General features: G+C 40.1%; 17 protein-coding genes. 4 read left to right on the top strand and 13 right to left on the bottom strand.

The window, feature by feature from the left end:
* The first annotated feature begins 42 nt into the window (after positions 1-42).
* Positions 43-672, top strand: a complete 630-nt coding sequence (trhA, locus tag L1264_RS05680; RefSeq protein WP_138557715.1) for a PAQR family membrane homeostasis protein TrhA — start codon at positions 43-45, stop codon at positions 670-672.
* On the opposite strand, the gene L1264_RS05675 is transcribed toward trhA, so the two are convergent.
* Together L1264_RS05675 and L1264_RS05670 are read right to left on the bottom strand one after the other, a co-directional pair.
* Positions 669-977 carry an MGMT family protein gene (locus L1264_RS05675; protein ID WP_235403764.1) on the bottom strand — a complete coding sequence of 103 codons (309 nt, stop codon included), beginning with the start codon at positions 975-977 and terminating at the stop codon, positions 669-671. The two genes, trhA and L1264_RS05675, sit on opposite strands and share 4 nt — an antisense overlap.
* Positions 961-1,872 (bottom strand): LysR family transcriptional regulator, encoded by a 912-nt coding sequence (locus tag L1264_RS05670; protein ID WP_135926369.1) that lies wholly within the window; start codon positions 1,870-1,872, stop codon positions 961-963. The genes L1264_RS05675 and L1264_RS05670 overlap by 17 nt, the downstream gene beginning before the upstream one ends.
* A gap of 119 nt (positions 1,873-1,991) precedes the next feature.
* Between L1264_RS05670 and L1264_RS05665 the strand changes: the two genes are divergently transcribed.
* On the top strand, positions 1,992-3,077 hold the full coding sequence (locus tag L1264_RS05665) for an efflux RND transporter periplasmic adaptor subunit (RefSeq protein WP_135926368.1): 1,086 nt from the start codon (positions 1,992-1,994) through the stop codon (positions 3,075-3,077).
* Complete coding sequence (locus L1264_RS05660; RefSeq protein ID WP_135926367.1) at positions 3,077-6,148, top strand: efflux RND transporter permease subunit; 3,072 nt, start codon at positions 3,077-3,079, stop codon at positions 6,146-6,148. The genes L1264_RS05665 and L1264_RS05660 overlap by 1 nt, the downstream gene beginning before the upstream one ends.
* 129 nt (positions 6,149-6,277) lie before the next feature.
* Here L1264_RS05660 and rluF read toward each other — a convergent pair whose 3' ends face one another.
* The 11 genes from rluF to L1264_RS05605 all read right to left on the bottom strand — a co-directional run bounded on the left by rluF (position 6,278) and on the right by L1264_RS05605 (position 22,867).
* On the bottom strand, positions 6,278-7,222 hold the full coding sequence (gene rluF / locus L1264_RS05655; protein WP_199527760.1) for a 23S rRNA pseudouridine(2604) synthase RluF: 945 nt from the start codon (positions 7,220-7,222) through the stop codon (positions 6,278-6,280).
* Between the two features lie 89 nt (positions 7,223-7,311).
* Positions 7,312-8,403 carry an ABC transporter substrate-binding protein gene (locus tag L1264_RS05650; protein ID WP_199527761.1) on the bottom strand — a complete coding sequence of 364 codons (1,092 nt, stop codon included), beginning with the start codon at positions 8,401-8,403 and terminating at the stop codon, positions 7,312-7,314.
* A gap of 42 nt (positions 8,404-8,445) precedes the next feature.
* Positions 8,446-9,528 carry a DUF418 domain-containing protein gene (locus L1264_RS05645; protein ID WP_199527762.1) on the bottom strand — a complete coding sequence of 361 codons (1,083 nt, stop codon included), beginning with the start codon at positions 9,526-9,528 and terminating at the stop codon, positions 8,446-8,448.
* Between the two features lie 7 nt (positions 9,529-9,535).
* Positions 9,536-10,750: an EAL and HDOD domain-containing protein gene (locus tag L1264_RS05640; RefSeq protein ID WP_235403763.1), complete on the bottom strand. Its 1,215-nt coding sequence runs from the start codon at positions 10,748-10,750 to the stop codon at positions 9,536-9,538.
* Positions 10,751-10,841: 91 nt separating this feature from the next.
* Positions 10,842-12,380: a glycogen synthase gene (locus L1264_RS05635; RefSeq protein WP_199527763.1), complete on the bottom strand. Its 1,539-nt coding sequence runs from the start codon at positions 12,378-12,380 to the stop codon at positions 10,842-10,844.
* A 100-nt stretch (positions 12,381-12,480) separates the two neighbouring features.
* Complete coding sequence (glgC, locus tag L1264_RS05630) at positions 12,481-13,764, bottom strand: glucose-1-phosphate adenylyltransferase (protein WP_135926361.1); 1,284 nt, start codon at positions 13,762-13,764, stop codon at positions 12,481-12,483.
* A gap of 18 nt (positions 13,765-13,782) precedes the next feature.
* Complete coding sequence (locus L1264_RS05625) at positions 13,783-16,305, bottom strand: glycogen/starch/alpha-glucan phosphorylase (RefSeq protein ID WP_135926360.1); 2,523 nt, start codon at positions 16,303-16,305, stop codon at positions 13,783-13,785.
* Positions 16,298-18,355, bottom strand: coding sequence for a glycogen debranching protein GlgX (gene glgX / locus L1264_RS05620; RefSeq protein ID WP_138557723.1), 2,058 nt, complete (start codon positions 18,353-18,355; stop codon positions 16,298-16,300). Before glgX ends, L1264_RS05625 begins: the two co-directional genes overlap by 8 nt.
* Complete coding sequence (gene glgB, locus L1264_RS05615) at positions 18,345-20,582, bottom strand: 1,4-alpha-glucan branching protein GlgB (protein WP_199527764.1); 2,238 nt, start codon at positions 20,580-20,582, stop codon at positions 18,345-18,347. The genes glgX and glgB overlap by 11 nt, the downstream gene beginning before the upstream one ends.
* Complete coding sequence (gene malQ / locus L1264_RS05610) at positions 20,583-22,559, bottom strand: 4-alpha-glucanotransferase (RefSeq protein ID WP_199527765.1); 1,977 nt, start codon at positions 22,557-22,559, stop codon at positions 20,583-20,585. It lies immediately after the preceding gene.
* Positions 22,560-22,567: 8 nt separating this feature from the next.
* A complete protein-coding gene (locus tag L1264_RS05605) occupies positions 22,568-22,867 on the bottom strand; it encodes an isoamylase early set domain-containing protein (protein ID WP_135926356.1) in 300 nt (99 codons plus the stop codon).
* 1,155 nt (positions 22,868-24,022) lie between these two features.
* Here L1264_RS05605 and L1264_RS05600 point away from each other — a divergent pair.
* Positions 24,023-25,936, top strand: a complete 1,914-nt coding sequence (locus L1264_RS05600) for a putative bifunctional diguanylate cyclase/phosphodiesterase (protein WP_135926355.1) — start codon at positions 24,023-24,025, stop codon at positions 25,934-25,936.
* Positions 25,937-25,979: the final 43 nt, after the last annotated feature.

Genomic DNA, 25,979 nt, shown 5'->3' with positions numbered 1-25,979 from the left:
TACACTGAAACTGTTTTAATCACTCATTTTTAGTAGATAGATATGACAGAACAACTCCCCTACTCACGCCAAGAAGAACAACTTAACGTGCTTACTCACGGCATGGGAGTCCTGTTTGCGGTATATGTACTGTGGGATTTAATATCACAATCTAACGTTATATCAGCTACGGTAAGTGCCATCGTCTATGGAGCAAGCCTACTAGTATTATTTTTAGCTTCTACTTTGTATCACGCAAGCACCAAGGAGCGCATACGGGCCATTTATAAAAAATGTGACCACTGTGCGATTTACTTGCTTATTGCAGGTACCTACACGCCTTATTTGGTTATTTCGTTATCAGGGGCATGGTCAATTGCAGCTTTGGTGTTTATTTGGTCTTTAGCGCTTGGTGGTGTTGCATATAAATTACTGGTCAAAAACACGAATAAAAAAGTCTCGCTCGCTACCTATTTATTAATGGGCTGGTTTGCATTAGCACTTGTTTATCCACTTTATTTGAACCTTGATTTGAGCGCTTTATGGTGGCTGCTAGCTGGCGGGATTGCCTACAGTTTAGGCACTGTATTTTATAGCGCTAAAACCCGCCATTACAGCCATGCAATTTGGCATGTATTTGTGCTGGTTGGCTGTGTTTGCCACTACTTATCAATTAGTTTGTATGTTTATTAGTCCCATTGATGCAGGCGCATATTAATTTTAGCCTTATTAAAAGTAACACCTTCACTGAGTAGTTTTTGTCGTTGCTCAAAGTGTTTATTGCTACCTTCTGGAAACGATATTTTACCTTGGCTATTAACCACCCGATGCCATGGAATGCTTGAGCCCTCGGGCATCACTTTTAATAACCGCCCCACTAGTCTTGAATTATTAGGGTATCCCGCAAGCTTTGCAACTTGCCCATAACTGGCTACTTTTCCCGCTGGAATGGCGCAAATAATAGTATAAATTAAATCTTCTTTAGTTGCCTGCTGCACGACTAGACTCCAAATACTGTTTGCTGACTTCGCTAAAATCTTGCCAAATTGCTCTCGCAACAGGGCCATGATGGACAGAGTGCTGCCTAAAAACACGTATTTCAGCGCCAAACTGGTGTTCACGGTCAGTAATTTTTATTTGCTGCAACAAACCGGCTTCAATCTCAGCTTGGCAATGTTGCAAACTAATCATCGCCCAACCCGCACCAGACAGTAAAAACGACTTTACACTGGTTATATCGTCAATTTTCATTAATGCAGAGCCCAATGTATAAGACAACCTATCACTATCGAAACTCAAGTCACTCTCAAACATAGCCAAGCATGGGTAATTTTGAATATCAGCAAAGCTAATTTTACTAGGTACCACATTAGGTGCGCTGACTATACCGATATCAAATTTACCTATAGGCAAACTTTCAAGATCCCCTGTTGCATGGAACAGGTCAAACCAAGGCCCAATCCCTAAGTCCGCTTGATGACTGTTTACTTGTTCAAGGGATACAAAGCGTTTACCTGAAGAAATACTAAACTCAGTACTAGCAAAACGTTGGAAGGTTTCACTTATGACTTGATTGTAACTAGGTTGGTGGCAAAGTTGCTCGTAGCAAATTTTATAATTAGCTTCATTTCCTAGCGCCAACTCTTTAGCAAGCGAGCTCAGTTCACTGTTTGCGTTAAGTAACTGACGTGCCTCACGATAAAAAATACGGCCTTTTTCAGTAAGATGTAAGCGATACTGGCTACGGTCTAAAAGCTCAAACCCCAGCTCAGATTCGAGTTTTTTTATCGCCAGTGTTAGTGCAGGTTGGGTTTTATGAAGTTTTATAGCGGCTTGGCTCAAACTAGCACTCTGTACAATTGCATCTAAAATAACGAGTTGATTTAGGTTCATGATATAAAAACCACTACATAAATAAAATTAATGATGTTTCTAAAATTTAATAATTTTTATTTTATATGTTTGCAGCGTATCCTGCAGCTAATTTATGCATCATATCTATGGAGAAGACAATGAAATTGGCATTCGTTGCGATAACTACGAGCCTAATTTTGATGCTTGCGGCATGTTCTGAGCAGGCATCTAATACTGAGGTTGAGCCAGTTGTACGCCCGGTAAAATTATTCACTATAAGTAATCTTTCAGATGAAACTATACGTAGTTTTCCTGCTGAAGTTGTTGCTAACCAAGGTTCATATCTCGCCTTTAGAGTGAATGGTGAGTTACTTGAGTTCCCAGCGCTTGCCGGTCAGCATGTTGAAAAAGGACAACTGCTTGCCAAACTCGACCCTGAAGACTTTCAACTACAATATGATGAGCGCAAAGCGCGCTTTGAACTCGCAGAATCTCAACTTGAACGTGTACAAAAGCTTTTTGACCGTTCAATCGCCAGTCAATCTGAGTTAGACCAAGCCCTTGCTAACAAGCAAGTAGCAGAATCAGCATTAAAGATAGCTAAAACAAATTTAGATAACAGTGAACTACGTGCGCCGTTTGCAGGCACTGTAGCAAAGGTGTTTGTTAAAAACTTTGAGAACATTCAAGCCAAGCAAAATATTTTACGACTTGAAACCCGTGATTTAATGGATGTTGTTATTCAAGTCCCAGAAAAACTCATTGCACGCATCGATAAAGATGTTGAATATCAACCTGATGTTGTCTTTGATGGCTATCCTAACAAATCTTATAAACTGTCTGTGAAAGAATTTGATACTCAAGCAGATCCAATCACCCTAACCTATAAAGTGGTATTTTCTTTACCGGTTCCTAAAGATTTTAATCTACTTGAAGGTATGACTGGCCGCGTTGATATTGATTTAAGCAAGATCACCAACTCACAATCACCCTATACATTATTACCTGTAGAAGCTGTTTTCTCTGAGCCAACCGAGCCTGAAAGTAACAATAGTTATGTATGGATTTATGACGAAGAAAGTGGCCTTGTCCATAAGCAAGCTGTAGAAGTAGGACAGCTACATCGTGATAGTATTGAAGTATTATCGGGTATCAAAGCAGGACAAAAAATAGTCGCTGCAGGGGTTAACTTTTTAGAAGAAGGCATGAAAGTTCGTCCTTGGCAAAAAGAGCGAGGCTTATAATGAGCTTTGCTGCACTTGCTATCGAAAGGAAAGTGGTAAGTTGGATGTTTGCGCTGTTTTTGCTTATTGGCGGAACAGTGGCTTACTTTGGCTTAGGACAACTTGAAGACCCTGAATTCACCTTAAAAAAAGCCATGGTGATCACCCTGTATCCAGGTGCGTCGCCACAACAGGTTGAAGAAGAAGTTACATTTCCCATAGAGAATGCGATTCAACAACTGCCGTATGTTGATTACGTAACCAGTATTTCATCACCGGGTAAATCGCAAATTACCGTCGAGATGAAAAGCAATTATCGTAAACAAGACTTACGCCAAATATGGGACGAACTGCGTCGTAAAATCAACGACCAAGCAGCCTCAATGCCATCTGGGGTTTATCCGAGCAAAATTATGGATGACTTTGGTGATGTATACGGTGTGATGTACGCGGTAACTGGCGATGGTTACTCTTACGATGAACTGAAAGATTACGTTGATTATTTAAAACGTGAGCTTGTGTTGGTTGATGGCGTTAGTAAAGTAACTGTTGGTGGCGAGCAACAAGCACAGGTTATGGTTGAAATTTCAACCCGTAAACTTGCCCAGTTAGGTATTTCACCCAACCGCATTTATCAACTTTTACAAACTCAAAACAGTGTGTCGAACGCAGGTAAGGTACGCGTCGGCGATGAGTCAATTCGCTTACACCCAACCGGTGAATTCAAAGACGTTAAAGAGCTTGAAAATCTTCTTATTTCAAAGCCAGGTGAAAATGAACTTATTTATTTAGGTGATGTTGCTAAGGTATTTCGTGAATACGCTGAAGTACCAAACAATATTATTCGCTATAACCAACAGCAAGCATTACTGGTAGGTGTGTCATTTAGCACAGGCGTAAACGTCGTTGATGTAGGGGCAAATATTGATGCCCATCTAGCGTCACTCGAATACCAGCGACCGCATGGTATGGAAATCAACAGCGTTTATAACCAGCCAGCCGAAGTTGAGAAGTCAGTAAGTGGCTTTATTATCAGCCTGCTTGAAGCGGTTGCCATTGTTATTATTGTACTTTTAGTTTTTATGGGCTTTAAAAGTGGCGTATTGATTGGTGTAATACTTCTGCTTACCGTATTAGGCACTTTTATTTTCATGAAGTTGTTTGCCATAGATTTACAACGTATCTCATTAGGCGCCCTGATTATTGCCTTAGGTATGCTGGTTGATAATGCCATTGTTGTAACCGAAGGTATATTGATAAACCTCAAGCGCGGACAAACAAAACTGCAAGCTGCAACTAACATAGTTGATCAAACCAAGTGGCCGTTACTCGGTGCGACGGTTATCGCTATTACGGCATTTGCGCCAATTGGTTTGAGTTCAGATGCCAGTGGTGAATTTGCTGGCAGCTTGTTCTGGGTGTTGTTTATTTCATTATTATTAAGCTGGATCACAGCTATCACCCTAACGCCATTTTTTGCTGATTTAATGTTTAAACAAGCAACTGAAAAACAGCCACATCATGATGAAGACCCTTATCAAGGTGTTATTTTTAATGTCTATAAAGGCGTGTTACATGCGGCAATGCGTTATCGTAAAACCACATTGTTACTAATGGTTATCATGCTAGTGAGTGCTGTGTTTGGTTTTAAATTTATCAAGCAGTCGTTTTTCCCTGCATCAAATACACCAATGTTTTATGTTGATTATTGGCATACACAAGGTGCTGATATTCATACCACAATGGATGGCGTCGCAAAACTTGAAAAATTCTTACAAGCAGACCCTCTTGTAGAAGAAGTAACAACGACAGTCGGTCAAGGTGCCCCTCGCTTTATGCTGACTTACGCACCTGAAAAATCATACCCAGCTTATGGGCAATTGATTATTCGTGTAAAAGACCGTGAAGCCGTCACCACTATGATCAAAAAAGTACGTGATTACCAACACGAGCACGTACTTGATGCTCAGCTTAAAGTTAAACGTATGGAAATTGGCCCATCAACTGATGCAAAAATCGAAGCGCGTTTTTCTGGTGCTGATCCTGTGGTACTTCGCCAGTTAGCAAAAGAGGCAAAAGACATTCTGCATCAAGATGCAGGAGCATTTAACATTCGTGACGATTGGCGAGCACGTTCTAAGTTAATTCGTCCTCAGTTTAACGAGCAAAAAGCCCGTCGTTTAGGGATTGCCAAATCTGACCTCGATCAGCTGCTGTTAACCAGCTTATCAGGTAAGCAAGTGGGTGTTTATAAAGATGGCACGCAAATGCTGCCCATTATTGCCCGCTCGCCTGCAGAAGAGCGCTTAAACGTTGAAAGCCTGCGTGACTTACAAATATACAGCCCTGTGTTAGGTGTGTTTGTACCCGTTACACAAGTGGTTGATGACTTTGTGGTTGAGTGGGAAGACAGCTTGATCATGCGACGTGATCGTAAGCGTACTATCACAGTGATGGCCGACCACGATGTTATTGGTGATGAAACACCAGCAAAGCTCTTTGCACGTGTTCGCAAAGATATAGAAGCCATTAAACTTCCTAATGGCTATGAACTGCAATGGGGCGGCGAGTTTGAGTCGTCAAGCAAAGCACAAAAAGCCATTTTCGGTTCATTGCCACTTGGTTATTTAGCCATGTTCGCAATCACAGTACTGCTGTTTAACTCTGTTAAGCAACCATTAGTAATATGGGCGACGGTGCCGTTAGCAATCATTGGTGTATCGGCAGGTTTATTACTAATGAATGCAGCATTTAGCTTTATGGCACTGCTTGGCTTACTTAGTTTAAGCGGCATGCTCATCAAAAACGGCATTGTATTAGTTGATCAAATTAACCTTGAACTCGATAGCGGGAAAGACCCTTATAAAGCAGTGTTTGACTCTGGTGTAAGCCGTGTTCGCCCTGTAGCGATGGCTGCGATTACCACCATTTTAGGCATGATCCCACTGCTATTTGACGTGTTCTTCCAGTCAATGGCGGTAACCATTATGTTTGGCCTTGGTTTTGCCACAGTGCTGACCCTGATTGTTGTGCCTGTGCTTTATACCATGCTGTTTAAGATCAAAGTACCTAAACAGCGTCACGCTAATTAATACAGATTGACTCTCAACCAAAAGCCCTAACAGCAAACTGTTAGGGCTTTTTCTTTATTAGAATGACTGGTAACTAAAACCGCCACAGCATAAAAAGCTATTCAAACACTACATTTTAAAAGCTCAAGCTTACTTTTTCAGGCTTAATGTACCTGTGCGTTTGGTGCTGCTACGTTTCGTTTGATTTGGTTTTGCTGAGTGCGAATTGCCAGCCTTTGCTCTTGATTGACCTTGTTTGGCATCGTTGCGTGCTTTTTTCACGTATTTAGAAAAATCGCGCTTTTTTTCTTCTTCATTACGTGGTTTTTGCTTGGCACGGGCTTGGGTTGGCTGTTTATTTTCATCAATTGAGCGCTCTTCTGTTTTACCTGAGTCGGCAATTGAGTTATTGATCTCTGCCATTTCTTGCTCGGTTAAATGACGCCACTGCCCTACTTTTAACCCTTTTAGGGTAACGTTCATGATACGTGTGCGTTTAAGAGTCACCACTTCATAGCCTAAATATTCACACATGCGGCGAATTTGGCGGTTTAAGCCTTGTGTTAGCACAATGGTAAATTGCTGTGGGCCAGTTTGTTTTACCTTACACTTTTTAGTAACAGTATCAAGAATAGGAATACCGTTTGCCATCTTGTTAACAAACTGGCGGTTTAGCGGTTTATCAACTGTCACTACGTATTCTTTTTCATGATTATTACCAGCACGCAGGATTTTATTAACGATGTCGCCTTCGTTGGTTAAAAAAATCAAGCCTTCTGAAGGCCTATCTAAGCGTCCGATTGGGAAAATACGCTCTGGGTAGTTAACCGCTTTAACAATGTTACTTTGAATTTTTCGCTCAGTTGTACAAGTAATACCAACAGGTTTGTTATAGGCGATATAAACTCGTTTAGGTTTTGCTTTTAATGGCTGACCATCAATTAGAACGTCATCATCATTGCTGACTTTTACGCCCATTTCAGGCAAGTTGCCGTTAAGAGTTACACGACCTTCTTCAATATATTTATCTGCCTCACGGCGTGAACAAAAACCTGTTTCACTGATAAATTTATTTAATCGCTTTAACTCTGTCATGGCATACTTCTGTCTGGATTTTAAAGCCGCTAGTTTATACCAGAAGCCTTTGCCAAGCTAGGTAGAATCTAGGCTCTTTCGCAGCACTTTTAGTGCAGCGCTGCATTTTTAGGCTTTTCACTCAATAAACTATGCAGGGTATCAAAATCGAACGCGTACTCGCTACTTTTAGTGTTTTGCAGTAAAAAGGTTTCAAAGGGGATAACCGACCAGTCTTTAATATTTCTAAGCCAGCCATAACTTTTTATGTTGTGCTGTGTAATGACCCCAAGTTGAAACTTAATCGCATTATGGTTTTGCCAATAAGGATTACCATTATTATGATCGACTAAGCTTATTAATGCCCACGCACCCATCATAAAATGCCCGCCAACACTGGCCGTGAGTTTTTGCTGTTCAATCAAGTCTAAATTTTCATCAAGCCAATCTATACCACCAATAAAATAAGCTTTCTCTGCTTTTTCTTTTACTGCTTCAAGTGCACCTTGTGCCATTAAATCAGAAGCGCACCAAATTACATTAGTATCTGGATATCGTTGTAATAAACGACTGACTTTATGCACTGCCTCTTGCTTGCTCCAGTTGGCATAAACAACTTGCTCAAGCTCTACATCTTGTTTACGTAAGTAATGAACAAGGCCATCACTGCGGGTATCTGATTCGGAGCCATAATGACCATTAATCGCAACAAAATGCGGCGTTTGCTTTGCAGCTATTGCCTCATTAAGTAAAGCTTTGCCAAGTTGCTCTCCCGCTTTAAAGTTATCGTGAAAAACCTCTCCTAACCAGTATTTAAAGCGCTGGCGAGGCTTACCAACTTCATCTCGCTCAACGCCGACAATGGTTTCTTCCAGTGTTATAAAGTTAACTTTGTGCTGCTCAAGTAGAGTCATTGACTGCTCAGCACCACCTGGGTAATTGATCAAGATAGCGTAATCTGGCTTGGGGTTATATTGTAGGTACTGTTTTAATTCAGCTAATTGAATATGACGATTACCGCCGCCGTAAATGGTCGTGAGATTGACATTATTTTGCTCGGCAGCCACGTGCATGATATCACTCACTTTTTGCCAAAATATGTCGGTTTTAACTGATGGATTAACGAGCAACACAGAAAACTGATCGCCTGCATAAAGTGGTGAACAGCAAAGCAATGTTAAAACTAACCAGCAAGTGCGCATAACCACTCCGTTTTGTTTTCTTTTATTGTAGTATACGAGACATTATCTCGACAATTTTCGCCAGATTAATTCACACGGACCATGTTTAAAGTACTGGCTATAGACTTTACAAAATACCAATTGAAAAACAAGCACACCCGCAATAACCAACCAATAATCTATTCGATCGAAATTAAGTGCAGCGCTTGAGAATGCAACTTTAAAAAACAGTATAAATATTACTGTTTGCATCAGATATAAAGTCAATGACATGCGTCCAGCCTGCTGTAGCAGTAACCATTTACTGGATTTATTTTTAACTATTTTTACAATGATATGGCAATAGCAAATGGCCATAGCTAAAGCTGCTAGCCAATTTATAGGCTCGACAATCGCGTACATAAATACACTACTGTTAGGGTCTATCATCAACCTTACGACTGTTAAACCAATAGCCGCTGGAACAATCATGTTAAGCTGAGCTTTCGTTAAGCCGTCAACAAAAACCCCTTGTTTATATAGATAAACGCCCACTAGCATTAGCCCTGCGGCCATCCACATAGTGATCAGCGGCACTGCAATAAGCATCACAGTAAACATTAATACGTTACTGACAAATCCGGCAAAGTAGGAAGAATAAGCCGCATCATAAGCCATCAAAAACGCGTCTGAGCTTCGCGTTAAAGGCGTTAATTCAGGTTCGACAAAGGCAAGTAAAAATGAAATAAAGGCACCGAGAAGTAAAAACAACATGCCCATACGCAGTATTTTTTCGTTATCTTGCTGGCTAAATTTAAGGGTTAACCAACCAGCACAGGCATAAATAAACAAAATATCGCCGGCCCAAAGCAAAAAGCCGTGAGCAAGGCCAATATAAGCAAGCACTTTTAAGCGATTGTGTTGTTTATCTATACTTTGCCAAAGCTGCCATTGAATAACCAATGAGGCACCAAATAATAGGCAAAAAAGGCTTCTAAAACGTCCATCAATAAATAACACATTAATGATGTTTATGACGGTATCAGAAATTGGTGGCGATGAGCTTGGGGTATAATCATACTCAAACATAGCAAAGGTATAGATGTTCATAAACATCAAACCTAGCACCGCAATACCTCGTAAAACATCCATATTTATATTGCGCATAGTTCCCTTATAAGTTTTGTCTACAGCTATCGCTCCAATTTACCGCATTTTCGTATATTTTGGGAAGCTCCCCACTCTCAATATTTAAATAGGCAACTGCTTGCTCCAGTGCCCACCAGCTTCCTGTTTCGTATGCTTTAACAGTTTCGAGAATGTAATAGAGAATATTCTTTTCTTGCATTAATGCTGCATGTATTTCGTCAGGAAACGGCAATCTATCCAACAGCTTTTCCATCGGCTGATCTAATATTGCATCGAGTAATGAAAACAGCCCCGTTAAAAATGCCTCTCCGGTTTGTTGTTTTGCGACACGCTGCGCTATTAATTCACAAAAACGCGCTCTGACAACACAAAGCCGAGTAAGCTCGGCTGGTTTTGATTGGGCGCTATGGGCGGTGATGATCAAACTAACAAACTTTTTCAGTCGTTCATGACCTAGGTACACAAGCGCTTGCTTTAATGAACCTATTTTACTTTTTATTGGAAATACACCACTGTTTATTAAGCGTAATAGCTTATACGCAAGTGCAGTATCTAAAGAAAACAGTCCCGCGATTTCGCTAATATTAGGATCAGGGCGCATTACTTCAGCATAAATCGACAAAACTAATGCATAGTTGTAATCTATATCGCGATGTTGGATCATTTTTGGTTTTGCAAAAAAGTAACCTTGGAAAAAATCGAAACCCATTTTGTAGGCTTTCTCATAATCATCGGCAGTTTCAAGCTTTTCTGCTAATAGTTTTATTTTTTTATGCTTTTCCAGCTTCTGTAAAACAGGCGCAATGTCCTCAAAGGGGGTTTGCTTCACATCGAACTTAATCAAGCGAATTAACTTTAAAAAGCGGTCCCATTCAGGTTGGTATACGAAATCATCAAGAGCAAGTTTGTAGTTATTATGGAAAAGCTCCCGACAAAATTCATAGTTTTCATCTGTTGGCTCCATCGTTTCGAGAAGCTCAATAACCACGTCTTGAGTTGGCAAAAACGCGCATAGGTCCAGTTTCAACGATTCTGGACCTATGTTAATTAACGCCTTTTTGCCCGACGTAATATGGCGAGTGCCTAGATTGAGCTGGTTTTCCATAATCAGACGCGCAGTAGCTGTGCTCTCTGAAACATCCGGGAAACTGTTTTTTAAACTATCTCTAAATAGTAGCTCATAGGCGACAACTTGTTGACGACGATTAAAGACCGCTTGCCTAGCAACAAATACAGCCACTTTACCTACTTTTGAATTTTTATATCACACTAAGTAATTAATAGCTGAAATAGACAAAAAAGTCACTTAATTACCATGAATCACGCAATATTTATTGATATAAGCCTGATAAATAGCCATCTGCTACAGATCCCCATGTAAAACGAGCATTTTTAGCTTGTTCACATATCGAGCGCCATTGCTCAGGTTGCGACTTTTTAAGGTCTAGCGCATCACTAAAACCAGTAATAAGTTCGTAGCTTTGAGAGGCTAAACTCTCACCTCTAAAACTAAAACCACTGACATTATGCTCGACCGTATCCTGTAAACCGCCAACACCATGAACTAAGCATGGCTGTCCAGCGCGCATTGCTAACATTTGACTTATTCCACATGGCTCAAATGAGCTTGGCATTAAGAATAAATCACCCAAGTGATACATATATTCACCAACCAAGTGTGCATAGCCTTTTAAAAATAGCAGATTCTCTTGGCGTGCCATGACAGTTGTCATGATTTGCTCAAGTTCAGCATCACCAGAGCCAAGAATTATCATGTAGCCATCATGTTGCTTTAAGCGTTGACATAACTCATCTAAAACCAATGCTTTTTCATAAGGTTGACGCAGTAAAAGTGCCTTTTGATCTGTTAATCGACCAACACTCGTCACAAGCGGACCCGCAAAAGGTTTTGTTTTGAACTGTAATAAACGTTGGTGAGCAAGATAATAACTTGAATCTAAGATGGGGCTCTTCGCCATCCATTGAAATAGTGCCGACTCTGCATGATGGTAAAGTGTTGCAAGGTTGATATCTTTGAGTTCCATTCCTGGATATTCACAACCATTTAGGATCCCTACCACACGACCTTCACGATAGGCTGCCTGCAAATCAGCTTCTAGTCCTTCTCCACCAAAAAAACCATTTGCAGCATCACTCGGACGCAATACTTCTTGACAGTAGGTTGGTGAAACAAGGTGCACTTTATCAACTAAATTAATCGCTGCTCGCATCGGATTAAAACAATCGTGATAACGCGGATCGCACAATTTCTCGCCGTTATAATTTAAGCCCGGAAACCATGCTTCTAAACTTGAGCTATCGCCTTTAAATGGGCGAATACCCTGCAATGCCAAATTATGAACGGTATAAGCTAAAAATAACTTAGATAATGTACGGTAACGACCGTCATTTTTTAGTAATAATGCCACACAGGCGCTATGCCAGTCATGCAAATGCATTACATCAGGGGTTCGGATAATTCCTTGTAGTAAGGCTTCACACACCGCCGCATTAAACAATGCAAACTTACTCGCATCGGTTGCAAAGGGCCTGCCAGGTTCATCATTACAATACACGGCACCATTATGGCGACTGAATTCCCAATGAGAAATAATCAGTTGCGTAACACCGTGTTCACTATTGGCAAGTTTCCACACGTCTAGTTGCTGCATATGCCCTGCAAATGGAACATGTACAACACCGATATGATGACGTTCAAGATAATGAAATCCGTAATCAGGGATCACAACATCAACAGTAAGGCCTTTATCAACTAACGCTTTAGGACAGTCCCTAACAACATCCGCTACACCACCGACTTTAGCATTCGGTAATGCGTCATTCTCTGCAGCCACCATCAACACATGCATGATTAGCAGTACTCCATAACATTAATTCTTACTATGAAACAAGGAGTAGCAATTGCTACTCCTTACTACACTATGACTTTACCATTAAACAAAGTATTTATTACTTTGCTTTTGTTGCCTTTGCTTTTTTCTCAAGCTCATTCAACATGTCTCGAGTAACAAGTACGATACCCTTTTTCGACACTCTAAAGCCATTTTCTTTATCAGCTTCATTATCAAAACCAATTTCAAGGCCAGCAGGGATCTCACAGTTACGGTCTATAATAGCACGCCTAATGCGGCAATTACGGTTAATTTTAACCCCAGGTAAGATCACTGACTCTTCGATTTCACAATATGAATGAACATATACATTCGAAAACAGCAGTGATTTTCTAACCATTGAACCAGAGATAATACAGCCACCCGATACCGTTGAATCCACAGCCATACCACGTCTATCATCATCATTAAAAATGAATTTAGCAGGTGGTAATTGCTCTTGATATGTCCAAATCGGCCATTTAGGATCGTATAAGTCAAGCTGAGGCTCTGGCATAACAAGCTCCATATTGGCTTCCCAAAACGAATCCAGGGTACCTACATCACGCCAGTATGGCTGGCCTTCATTTTCATCTCTAAATGGGTATGCAAATACATTGTGCTCTTCAATGATGGCCGGGATAATATCGTGACCAAAGTCACGACCAGAACCCTCTGTTTCTGCATCTTTTTTTAACTGTTCAAATAAGAACTCTGTGTTAAAAATGTAGTTACCCATTGACGCTAAACAAGTACCTGGTTTACCCGGCACTGAAGTTGGCTCAGATGGTTTCTCATCAAAACGGCGAACTCTGTTATTCTCATCAACAGTCATTACACCAAAGGTACCTGCAGCCTCTTCACACGGTACTTCGATACAGCACACTGTCATATCTGCACCAGTTTCAACATGCTTAGCAAGTAAACCGCCGTAATCCATGCAGTAAACGTGGTCACCTGAAAGGATCATCACATATTTAGGCAGCTCATGACGAATGATATCCATATTTTGGAAAACGGCGTCTGCCGTACCACAATACCAATCATCACCTTTACGTTGTGATGCCGGCAGTATTTCTACCGACTCACCGAGTTCTTTTTTAAAGTGTCCCCATGCACGGTTTACATGGCGGATTAATGAGTGTGACTTGTATTGAGTTGCTATACCAACACGACGAATGCCTGAGTTAATACAGTTTGATAGAGGAAAATCGATTATTCGATGTTTCCCGCCAAAATACACTGCTGGCTTAGCACGCCAGTCTGTTAATTCATGTAAACGAGAACCACGCCCACCTGCTAAAATGAGTGCATACGTTTCTCTTGTTAAACTACTTATGTATCGATTTGCATAACTAGGCATAACTCTCTCCGTCTTAAGTTAGCTGCTTTTCTTCTGTGTGTTTTGCTTTGCGCTAATGTCTAACAGTGGTTCCAAGTGCCAGATGTCATCACTGTATTGACTAATTGTTCTATCGCTCGAAAACATGCCACTAGCCGCCGTATTTAAAATACTCATTTGCGTCCAGTGAGCAGTGTCTAGGTAAGCTTTTTCAACTTGCTCTTGTGCCTCAACGAAGCTGGCAAAATCATGTGCAACTAACCACGGATCGTGCGGGCTCTTAATCGCAGCAATAATGTCGTCGAATAGATTTGGTTCAAACAAGTTAAAGTGACCGCTTTCAAGTAACTGCATTACCTTGTATAGGCTGTCGGTTTGATGAATAATCTGCTCAGGATTATAGTGCGCTTTGATATCATCAATTTGTTCTGCTCGAGCACCAAACAAGAAGAAATTATCAGCACCTACTGCGTCACGGATCTCGATATTGGCACCATCTAACGTACCAATGGTCAAAGCACCATTCATCATGAATTTCATGTTACCGGTACCCGATGCTTCTTTACCTGCTGTTGAAATTTGCTCAGACAAATCCGTTGCTGGGCAAATAGTTTCCATTGCTGTCACGTTATAATTTGGTAAAAAAGCCACTCTCAAGTACGGTTTTGCCAATGGATCTTTATTGATCACTTCAGCAACATTATTAATTAACTTAATTATCTTCTTCGCCATGTAGTAACCAGGTGCTGCTTTACCACCTAATAACACACAACGAGGGACTATATTTGAAGTATCACCTTGGCGAATACGATCATATAAGTGAATAACATGTAATATATTTAATAATTGGCGCTTGTATTCATGAATACGTTTTACTTGCACATCAAACATCATTGATGGATCAAACTCAACGCCACAACGAGCCTTAACAAGTTCAACAAGGCGTTGCTTATTGCTATGTTTAACTGCTTGCCATTCTTTGTGGAATTTAGTGTCGTCGTATAAGCGACGTAATTGACTAACTTTACTGAAGTCACCTACCCACTCATCACCTATGTGCTTATTGAGTAGTTTGGCTAAATCAGGGTTACAATGTGCAAGCCAACGACGTGGCGTAACCCCATTGGTCTTATTATTGAATTTTTCTGGCCAAAGCTGATAAAACTCATTGAATAAGCCCGCTTTAAGTAGCTCGGTATGAAGTGCAGCAACGCCATTTACTGAGTAGCTACCAACAATTGCCAAATACGCCATGCGGATTTGTGGCTCTGGGCCTTCTTCAATAAGCGATAATGCTCGTTGTTTTTCAACATCACCAGGCCATGCTTGAGCAACATCTGCTAAGAAGCGGGCATTGATTTCATAGATTATTTCTAAGATACGCGGTAATAATCGCGCAAATAATGATACTGACCACTTCTCTAATGCTTCTGGCAGTAAAGTGTGGTTAGTATAAGCCATGGTTTTTGTGGTAATAGACCAGGCTTCTTGCCAATCTAGCTCATACTCATCAACCAAAATACGCATCAGTTCTGCTACAGCAATACTTGGGTGTGTATCGTTTAATTGAAAAACATGGTAATCAGCAAAGTCAGAGAAATCTTCGCCATGTTTGCTAACCCACGTATCTATGATGTCTTGTAAGCTCGCCGATGATAAGAAGTATTGCTGGCGTAAACGAAGCTCTTTACCATTTTCACTGCTATCATTTGGATAAAGTACCATGGTGATTTGTTCCGCAAGGTTTTTACGAGCAACAGCTTCTGAATAACTACCTGCGTTGAATTCGCTCAAATCAAATTCGTCAGTCGCCTCTGATTTCCATAAACGTAGCGTGTTTACGATATCGTTTTTATAGCCTGGAATTGGCACATCATAAGGCACAGCTAAGACATCGTGAGAATCAAGCCATTGACGGTGCTCACGTCCGTATTTATCAGTATAACTTTCAACATGACCAAAGAATTTTACACGCTTTGATTGCTCTGGGGCACTTAGCTCCCAAGGATGACCTTCGCGTAACCAGTTATCGGGCTGTTCAATTTGATGGCCATTTTCAATCGCTTGATTAAACATGCCATATTCATAACGAATACCATAACCAATCACAGGTAGTGCCAAGCTTGCACAACTATCCAAGAAACACGCAGCTAGACGGCCCAAACCACCGTTACCTAAACCTGCGTCGTGCTCAGCTTCTGCAACTGTCTCTAACTTTGTACAGTAATCTTGTAATGCTTTTGCAACTTGATCGTCTAAATCTAGGTTTAGAATGGCATTACCAAGAGCACGACCCATTAAAAATTCAAGAGATAAATAAGCAGTTTTACGACGCTTTTGTCCGTGAATTTGCTGATTAGTTACACGGCAACGTGCAACCAATCTGTCACGAATAGTTAATGCTAAAGCATGATATAAATATAATTGCGATTCACCGACTTTGTCACGCCCAAGGGTGTAATAAAAATGGCGAGATAAATCATCATCTAAGGTGCTTTCATCAACGGTAGGGGCATCCTGCCAGCCCTTAACAACACATACTTGATCGGCATTTTTAGCCATGATTAGGATCCTCTGAATTGGCGGTAAAAACCCAGCTGCTCATTGCAGCAATCTGTTGTTCCTTATCAACATCATAAGTTGACATAGGATGTATACTTGTCAGTGCTAAATGCCACTTCCCTTTCGCAAGAGGGGGTAATTGACAAGTAACAGACTCTGACCCAGCATTTAAAATGATCAATAAAGCTTGGTTTGTGTGTTTATCAGTCAGGCTATAAATCAACACTTGGCGATCACCTTGATGCCAATCGTCTTGTTCCATTGCGGTGCCTGATTCGGTGAACCACGCGACGTCGTAACGTGGATCATTATCATGAACAAAAAAACGATGCTTAAAGACACTAAACTGCTTTCGTAAACGCAAAACATCATCGATGAATCGAGTTAATGGATGATTAATTTGCGAGTCTTTCCATGCAAGCCAGCTAGTGCGATTATTTTGGCAGTACGCGTTATTATTACCACCTTGTGAATGGGCCATTTCGCTTCCTAGTGAAAGCATTGGAACCCCTTTTGAAAGTAATAACGTCAATAGAATATTTTTTTGTTGCTGCAAACGTAATGCGTTAATTTCTTTATCGTCAGTAAAACCTTCTACACCACAATTAAAGGAGTGGTTGGCACTGTGTCCATCTCTATTTTGTTCACCGTTGGCTTCATTATGTTTCTGTTCATAACTCACTAAATCATTAAGCGTGAAACCATCATGGCTCGTCACAAAATTAATGCTGTTAAGTGGTCCTCTGAGATTATGCTCAAATAAGTCGAACGAACCATGTAAACGCTTTGCAAGCTCACCTATAACCCCCTGCTCTTGTCGCCAAAAACGTCGGATAGTGTCACGATACTTGTCGTTCCACTCACGCCAAGGTGCAGGAAAAGCCCCTAATTGGTAACCGCCCGGGCCAATATCCCATGGCTCAGCAATCAGTTTTACTTTACTCAAAACAGGATCTTGGTTGATTGCTTGGAAAAACGCATGCGCTTGATTAAAGCCATTAGGATTACGAGCAAGAATCGTTGCAAGATCGAAACGAAAACCGTCTACCCCCATTACTTCAACCCAATATCGCAAGCTATCAAGCACCAGCTGTAAGGTTCTTGGTGAATCAATATTCACAGTATTACCACAGCCGGTATCATTGATATAATGCTGAGGTTTATCAGCCACAGTGCGATAATAGCCAAGGTTATCTAAGCCGCGTAAAGAAAGAATAGGCCCATCAGTTCCTGCTTCAGCAGTATGGTTATAGACAACATCCAAAATTACTTCGATATCAGCCTTATGAAGAGCCGCAACCATTTGCTGAAATTCGCCGATATCATCATTCACTAGATAATCTTTGTGCGGCGTGAAGAAATTAAGCGTGTTGTAACCCCAATAGTTTTGTAGGCCTTTAGCCGTTAAGAACTGCTCACTTATGAATGCGTGCACAGGGAGTAATTCAAGACAAGTCACCCCTATAGTGCGTAAATGCTCTATAAAACTCGGATGGCTTAAGCCTAAGAACTTACCTTGTAGTGCTTTAGGGATCATTGGGTGTCGACATGTTGCGCCAGTAACATGGCACTCATAAATCACCGTTTTACCCCAACTATGATTAGGTTTTTTACCTGTATAAGGTGCAAGCTCGCGAACTCGAGACTTGGGCATATCAACAGCGTTATTGACTTGACTCAACTTACCTACAGGCATCTGACCATAATGGCGCTCACTCCAAGTAAACTCACCATGCAAGTCTCGCGCATAAGGGTCTAGTAGTAGCTTGTGATTATTAAAGAAAAGCCCTTTTTCTGGTGCATATTCACCATCTGCCCTGTAACCATACAATGCCCCTGCTTTTAAAGGGCTAACGTGCAATGTCCAAATGCCACCTTCGTTAAGGTGCATTGAAAGAGTCATTACTTCTGAATGACCGCTATTGTCAAATAAACACAATGACACATGCTGAGCTTGGGGTGCATACACAGCAAAATTAACACCGTTTTCAACAATAGATGCCCCTAGAGGCATCGTTGAACCGATTTGAAGCTCTACACTATGACTCATCGTTCACCTTCTTCAGGTAAATAGTTGCAAGCCCAGGTAAAGACACGCTTATACTTTGATTGTAACCATGACTCGCAGTAGGCTGACTAAAGATAAGTTGTTCTGTATTACCGCTAACTTCAACACCCGAACCAAAGTATTCTTCATTGTCAGAATTAAAGATAACTTGATAACAACCTGGCTTAGGAACGCCTATTACATAGTCATGATAAACTTGCGGTGTTAAGTTACTAATTACCAGAACATAATCGTCAGCATGCTTGGCATAACGGATGAAACTAAACATGCTTTGTTCTGCATTAGAACTATCTAACCATGCAAAGCCCGCAGGGCTAGTATCTTGCTCATAGAGTGCAGGAGTCGTGGTATAAATATTATTCAGTTGTTTAATTGTTTGTTGCATACCACTATGACTAACATGCTCAAGCAAGTGCCAGTCAATTGATTGGTCATGATTCCATTCACTACGCTGAGCAATTTCAGCTCCCATAAATAACAGCTTTTTACCCGGATGAGCCCACATAAATGCGTAGTATGCTCGTAAATTAGCAAACTTCTGCCAATCATCACCTGGCATTTTCTCTATCAATGAGCCTTTACCATGCACAACTTCGTCGTGACTTAAAGGCAAAATGTAGTTCTCGCTATAGGCATACACCATTGAAAACGTCATTTCATGATGATGGTGGGCACGATATAAAGAATCACGCTGCATATAATGCAAACTATCGTTCATCCAACCCATATTCCATTTATAGCCAAAGCCTAAACCGCCATGATCGACCTGCCGTGTCACTCCCGGCCAAGCAGTTGATTCTTCAGCTACCATCATAATGCCAGGATTTTTACCGTAACAGCGCAGATTAACCTGCTTTAAACATTCTATTGCACCAAGATTTTCACGACCGCCATACTGATTTGGGATCCATTGCCCTTCTTCTCGGCTGTAATCGAGATACAACATTGATGCAACCGCATCAACACGCAAACCATCAATGCCAAATTCATGCAACCAATACATTGCATTAGCAATCAAAAAGCTGCGAACTTCAGCACGATCATAGTTGTAAATATAGGTATTCCAATCAGGGTGAAATCCCTGTCTTACATCTGCATGCTCATATAAATGCGTGCCATCAAAACGATGTAGACCATGTGGATCACTTGGGAAATGACCCGGCACCCAATCTAAAATAATACCAAGATCAGCGTCATGGCATTGCTCAATAAAATATACAAAATCCTCAAAACTGCCATAACGGCTAGTTGGGGCAAATAAGCCCACAGGCTGATAACCCCAAGAACCATCAAATGGATACTCACTGATAGGCATTAATTGTAAATGCGTAAAACCAAGATCTTTAGTGTACGGAATAAGGTTATCAGCAAGCTCACGCCATGTTAAATAGCGGCCCTCATCATCGCGTCGCTGCCAAGAGCCTGCATGCACTTCGTAAATACTGATTGGTGCATCGATACTGTTACGCTTTGCGCGATTTGCTAACGCTTCATCAGACAACTGTATCTTCTTATTTAGCTTTTGTAAGACAGAAGCAGTGCCCGGCGCTTGTTGCATTTTAAATGCAAACGGATCGGCTTTATCAAGTACTTCACCAGAAGGTGTACTAATCGCAAACTTATAGCACTGATGCTCTTTTAAACCTGGGATAAATAATTCCCAAACGCCACTGGCTGGGTGAAAGCGCATAAAATGACGGTTGCGCTGCCAATAATTAAATTCGCCAATAACTGAAACGCTACTCGCGTTAGGTGCCCAAACAGTAAATCGCACACCTTCAACACCTTGCTGGGTTACAAAGTGCGCACCAAAGTGCTGATAAGCGTGTTCAAGACTACCTTCGTTAAATAAGTACATAGCTTGTTCATCAAGTGTACTTGTAAAACGATACTCATCTTCTTGAAGATACTGACTGCCATCCCCATAATTCACATCCAGTTGGTAATCAGGGATTGATTTTGCTTTGACAGTTGCAATAAATAAATCGCTGTCACCTTGCTTTTTGGCCTCAATAACCTGCTTGCCTTGCAAAATTGACAACTGGCTTGCCCCAGGTAAAAAACAGCGAATCTCAAAGCTTGATGCACTAACTTTATGGGGTCCTAAAAAACTGAAAGGATCTTTATAACAACCTGAAGACAATGCATCGATATGTGCTTGATAAACCATGGGTTCAGCAAAAGGCTTTTGACCAACACGACTGCTCATTTATTGATTCCTTATCGAAATTAAATTGGCTAAAAATGCATGCTGAGCACGAATAATTTGCTCAGTTGGGCGTGAAAGAACGCGCCGCCAATTTGGGTATTCTTTATCAGTTCCGGGAATGTTCACCGGCAAAATTTGCTGATCTAAATCGTCAATTTGAATGGTAAATAATCTGGCTGGAGCAGCTGCTAACGATGAGGCTAATAACTCATACACCACAGACGCTTCAGAATCTAATGATAAGTGCTGCCCTGATTCTCTTGCGATAAAATTAAGCATACGATGCTTTTCGACATTTCTCGCTTCATGTTGCGCAGCGCTTTGTGCACTATCAAGCAAACCATACTCTTGCTTAACAGTAATATCGTGACCAGTCCACCACCCTTTAAATGGCGGTACATCATGATTAGCAATCATCAACAAACTATGCGGTGCAAAGTGCTCTGATGCTAAAAATTCACCTTGATAATCTTTTTCAAAATAGAACAAGCCATTTGAATAAATTGCACTTGCTTTTAGTGCTTCGCGAACCTCACTTGGTACAACACCTAGATCCTCACCTATCACGACACAGTGATTAAGATGGGATTCTATTTTCAGTATCGCCAACAAATGTTCAAATGGGTAGTAAACATAACATCCATCTTGCTGGGCGTTATTTTCAAAACACCACCACAGCCTTCTGATTGCCATCACATGATCTATGCGCAATCCACCAACATCTTCCATATTGGCGCGGATCAAAGAGCGATAGAAGGCAAAATTATTTTTACTTAACTTTTGAGGATTTAAAGCTGGCAACCCCCAATTCTGACCTTGTTCAGCCCAAGGATCAGGAGGCGCTCCCACATTTGCCCCCACTGCAAATAACTCTTCTTGGCTACGAAACTCACTGCCATCACCAGCGCAACCAACAGCTAGATCGTTAATAAGACCTATCGCCATATTTGCTTCATTTGCGATATGCTGACAATGATTTAGCTGTAAATGTGCCTGCCACTGCAAGTAACTGGCATATTCATTATCGTCAACTACCAAGGTTGCTAGACTGTGCTTATGATTACTACAAAACTGCTTAAACTCTGCTTTTCGTTCAGCTGACGCTGTCCGGCAAAATTGAGTGTATAAACAACGAAATGCATCATATTTAAATCGACTAACAGCAGAATAATCTATAAAAGGTTCAGTTGTAGCGGGTTTATCACTGAGCAATTGTGATAATGGGTCATTATTCAATGCATCTTCACACAGAGAAATCGAAATATATAGCGGGTTTAACAACGCTCGGCTGTTAGGGCTATAAGGGCTAGCTCGCTCAGGACTGTGTTCAAATAATAAATGCAATGGATTAAGTAAAATGTAATCCATTTCTTGTTGCGCCACTTCACGGATTAAAGTTGCTAAATCAGCAAAATCGCCAATACCTAATCCTTGCGCATTACACAAACTGTAAAGTTGGATGGAAAGTCCCAAACGCTTTTTATCATCAATTGAGTAACACTCTTTAGGTGTTATCCATAATTGGCTATGAGCTTGTTGATCAGCAACCGTTATCACTGCATCATGATAACCAATAGGCATAGCAGGAACAGGTAAAGCGACTTCAAGGTAACGAACCCCATTAAAACCATAGTCTCCTGTCACGGCAAGTCCTTGCAGATTTTCACGTGTCAGATTTATGGACAAGGATGGTATGCTAAGGTGACAAGCTCGGCTCAACAAGCGTTCATCGATACGAACTTTTAAGTAAGGGTCATGTGCCTCAATAATGCTAGTTTGAGGCAACAAAGTCAGCCACGTTCCTGCATCTAAAGCAAAATTTAACTGATTTATTTGATCAGAATTAGCTGTGTCTATACCACAACAGCTTAGTGCCTGGCGGCGTGTATTTTCTTCGAAAATAACATGCTCGCCAGTATACTTCGTATATTCATAGCCTATGCCATGCAGATAATATAACTGCGAAAGTGACTGCATCAACTCACCTAAACGCGTTGGGTATTAACAATACTATTATCTGTTCCAAATTCATTTGGAATATAGCCATCAGCCTGGTGGTCGTTATCCCACTCTTGACCATTAATTAGATAACGAAAATGAAATTCTTTATCAAGTGGTAGGCGTTGTTTACATTTAAACACTTGTTCTTTTTTATTGAATTTCATTGGCACTGGTTGCCAATCTGTAAATTCTGCAACTAACTGCACGTCATCTGCATCGGGACGCTTAAACTCAAAGGTAACTTCTGTTTCGTCTTTAGTCTTAAAAAAACGTTTACTTAACATAGTGGGCTCCAATCAACCAATTGGTAAATTTATCCTTGTCACAGTACCGCTTTTAACAACTTACTGCGCGAAACTGTGCGTTTAAGGTTTATTTATCTAGATACTTATGAAAATAAGTGAACTTAGTAAATCAAACCTATGTTTACGCATTATGACAGTGCATCAGCTTATTTTTTGCACCAAAAAAGAGCAAAAAACAAACTATCTTAACACCCATCATCTTGCTAACTTGTTATGAGCAATAACTGAACCAAGTTGGCTATAAAATATAGTTTAATTTCAATATGTTTTTTAGGTGTTGCTTTTAAAGCATTGTAAAAGTAGTTAACTTGCGGACTTTGGTAAAGTGAATAAATTTGAAGCTTATTTAGAGTAAAAACACTAAATACAACATTACACTTAATACAACAAGAATAAATACAACAAACTGCATGAGTAGTTAATTTCTAAAATAAAAACACACATTCAACAGCAACGAAAACTTAACCTTTATTTTTACTTATATTTTTAGGTTAAATAAACACAATAAAAACAGCATCACCTTATTATATTTCAAACAAATATATAGAATAAAAAGACCACTATATAAGCTGACGATACAATTTACATTTTTTAAAAAATATCTCAGCAATAAAACGAAGACAATAAGTAGAAAAGCGTAAATTTTAGACTTACATGCAGTCCCTTTTGAAAAGAACTTTCCAAATCTATGCAACAAGCTAATGATTTTTCCCTACAGTTTAAAACCAGTTCTCTCACTAATCTGTAAACACTTGAAAGCTTAAAAACCACCAAAAACGCAACTTTTATATAAAAACAACCACAAAGAGAAAATTATCATACATATTGTTATTATAAATAAATTGATCATGCACAAAGAAATCATCACCTCAAATGCGCTAAACTAGAATATCTGCTCGATAATACGCTTACTCTGCTGCTACACAATTCAGCAATTAGCAACAATAGAAGAATTATTTGAGAAGGAAAAGGTTAGAGCAAATATACTAAACAATGTGAAATTTCACATTTACTTACACCCATTGTTCCATTAGACAAGAAAGGCTTTGTTAATTAAATTTACAAGCAATATACTCAAGGCATTAAGCTGGTGAGTTTTATAGTAAAACATTAACACCAAAACGGTAGTAATCTATGACCAAATCTTTTCGTATAACGTGCATAACCATAATAACCGTAATGGCTTTTTGTTATGGCTGTAACATACTGTTAACCAAGCAAGTTAATGATATACAATTCAATATTAATACTGCAGAATTGAGAACATTTGAGCGAGCGTTGTTAAATGTTGAGCCATCGCCTTGGTACAATGTGATACTATATGGTCAGAAAACGTTTCTCGCTGATGACTCTCAATTTGTCGTAATTCAAGCAACCCCAGTTGCAATTAATGCAATTGAGGCGAATAAACTTATCAAACTAACACTTTTATCACCTGTTAATATTATTGTTTTTCTTCTGCTTGCATTAGCAATAAGCCTGGTAGTTACAAGAAAAAAGCAATCAAGTAGTGAAAAGTATTTGTTAAAGGAGCTAAATAAGCAAACGACAGAGCTATTAGAAAACTTAAATGTTGTCCATGTGCCATCTGAGCCTACAGTAAAACCTATCATTCAACTTAAAAAAAATGTTCAAGCACTTAGCTCGCATATAACGACCTATACGAGAGAATCTGAAGTGAGTATTCATCAAGACAAACTCACCTTATTACTCGACCGCCATGCTTATATTGAATACCTCGCAGAACAATTACAAATAGCCGAAAATAACAAACTCAGATGTTCTTTATTATTCATAGATTTAGATGGCTTTAAGCAAGTTAATGACTCATTTGGGCACAGCTTTGGGGATGAAGTGCTCATTCAAGTTGCAGCCCGTTTAAGCAGTGTATTACGTCATCATAAATTAATAAATTTGTCTCCTAAAAGTCAGCTTGAACAAAACTTAGCTCGTTTAGGTGGTGATGAGTTTTCAATATTTATAAGCCAACAACTAGATCAACAAAAAACAGTTGAAGTTGCTCAAAATGTGTTGAGAGAGATTGAACGTGATTTTGTTCTTGGTAATAAGTTAATAAAAATTAGTGCAAGTATTGGTATTGCCGTTTACCCTGATAGTGCGGCTACACCGCAATCTTTATTACAGATGGCCGATGTTGCTATGTATCGTGCTAAAACAGATGGGCGCGGTATTTTCAAAGTTTATTCACCCGAAATGGGTAAAAAGATCCGCCGATACCATTATTTACTTGAAGAAATGCGTTTAGCAATCGCAAGTGAAAGCTTTCATTTGTCTTTTCAACCCATCGTACATGTTGAGGATTGCGCGATAGATTACTTTGAAGCGCTGATCCGTTGGGATCATCCAGCTGAGGGCTCTATTGCTCCTGACGAATTTATACCAATCGCTGAAGAATCAAACCTAATCTTAGATTTGGGTGACTGGATAATGCTTGAATCGTGTCGACAAATGTCAGCATGGCATAACGCAGGCTTAAAGAAGGTTAAAATTTCAGTAAATATCTCTGGTGTGCAATTAAAGCATCTTGATATTTATAAATTCATCACAGAAAAACTAGCTAAAACAGGTCTACCAGCAACAGCACTAATGCTTGAAATCACAGAGTCTACGCTGATAAAAGCTAGTAATAAAATCATTCATTCTCTAGAGCGCTTGCGTGAAGAAGGCGTCACTATTGCAATTGACGATTTTGGTACAGGATTTAGCTCATTGAGTACATTGGCTGAATTACCAATTGATGTTATTAAACTCGATAGAATGTTTGTCTCACAGGCTGATCAAAATCCTAAATATAACCAGATATTACATACGTTGAGTGAATTAGGGCAAAAACTTGGATTAAAAATTGTTGCTGAAGGTGTAGAAGATCACAGCCAGTTTGAGCTTGTCAAATCGCTTGGCATAAGAAGTGTGCAAGGCTATTTAGTTAGCCACCCTGAATCATCCGTTTATGTAGGCCATAAAGTTTTACAAGACAACTTAAACTTTATGTCTGTAACAGGCACTGGTGTTTGGAATATACAGTAATTATCGTTATGACTATAATAGCGTGTACTTTTCCAAATATGTG

The sequence above is a fragment of the Pseudoalteromonas sp. APAL1 genome (genome assembly GCF_021532475.1).
In the GTDB taxonomy this organism is placed as follows: domain Bacteria; phylum Pseudomonadota; class Gammaproteobacteria; order Enterobacterales; family Alteromonadaceae; genus Pseudoalteromonas; species Pseudoalteromonas lipolytica_C.
This window is presented reverse-complemented; position numbering and strand designations above follow the sequence as displayed.

Coding starts and splice junctions, on each gene's coding strand:
- glgX (WP_138557723.1), bottom strand. CDS start 18,355: ATGAGTCATAGTGTAGAGCTTCAAATCGGTTCAACGATGCCTCTAGGG.
- malQ (WP_199527765.1), bottom strand. CDS start 22,559: ATGCAGTCACTTTCGCAGTTATATTATCTGCATGGCATAGGCTATGAA.
- trhA (WP_138557715.1), top strand. CDS start 43: ATGACAGAACAACTCCCCTACTCACGCCAAGAAGAACAACTTAACGTG.
- glgB (WP_199527764.1), bottom strand. CDS start 20,582: ATGAGCAGTCGTGTTGGTCAAAAGCCTTTTGCTGAACCCATGGTTTAT.
- L1264_RS05635 (WP_199527763.1), bottom strand. CDS start 12,380: ATGCATGTGTTGATGGTGGCTGCAGAGAATGACGCATTACCGAATGCT.
- rluF (WP_199527760.1), bottom strand. CDS start 7,222: ATGACAGAGTTAAAGCGATTAAATAAATTTATCAGTGAAACAGGTTTT.
- L1264_RS05600 (WP_135926355.1), top strand. CDS start 24,023: ATGACCAAATCTTTTCGTATAACGTGCATAACCATAATAACCGTAATG.
- L1264_RS05605 (WP_135926356.1), bottom strand. CDS start 22,867: ATGTTAAGTAAACGTTTTTTTAAGACTAAAGACGAAACAGAAGTTACC.
- L1264_RS05670 (WP_135926369.1), bottom strand. CDS start 1,872: ATGAACCTAAATCAACTCGTTATTTTAGATGCAATTGTACAGAGTGCT.
- L1264_RS05625 (WP_135926360.1), bottom strand. CDS start 16,305: ATGGCTAAAAATGCCGATCAAGTATGTGTTGTTAAGGGCTGGCAGGAT.
- L1264_RS05650 (WP_199527761.1), bottom strand. CDS start 8,403: ATGCGCACTTGCTGGTTAGTTTTAACATTGCTTTGCTGTTCACCACTT.
- L1264_RS05665 (WP_135926368.1), top strand. CDS start 1,992: ATGAAATTGGCATTCGTTGCGATAACTACGAGCCTAATTTTGATGCTT.
- L1264_RS05645 (WP_199527762.1), bottom strand. CDS start 9,528: ATGCGCAATATAAATATGGATGTTTTACGAGGTATTGCGGTGCTAGGT.
- glgC (WP_135926361.1), bottom strand. CDS start 13,764: ATGCCTAGTTATGCAAATCGATACATAAGTAGTTTAACAAGAGAAACG.
- L1264_RS05660 (WP_135926367.1), top strand. CDS start 3,077: ATGAGCTTTGCTGCACTTGCTATCGAAAGGAAAGTGGTAAGTTGGATG.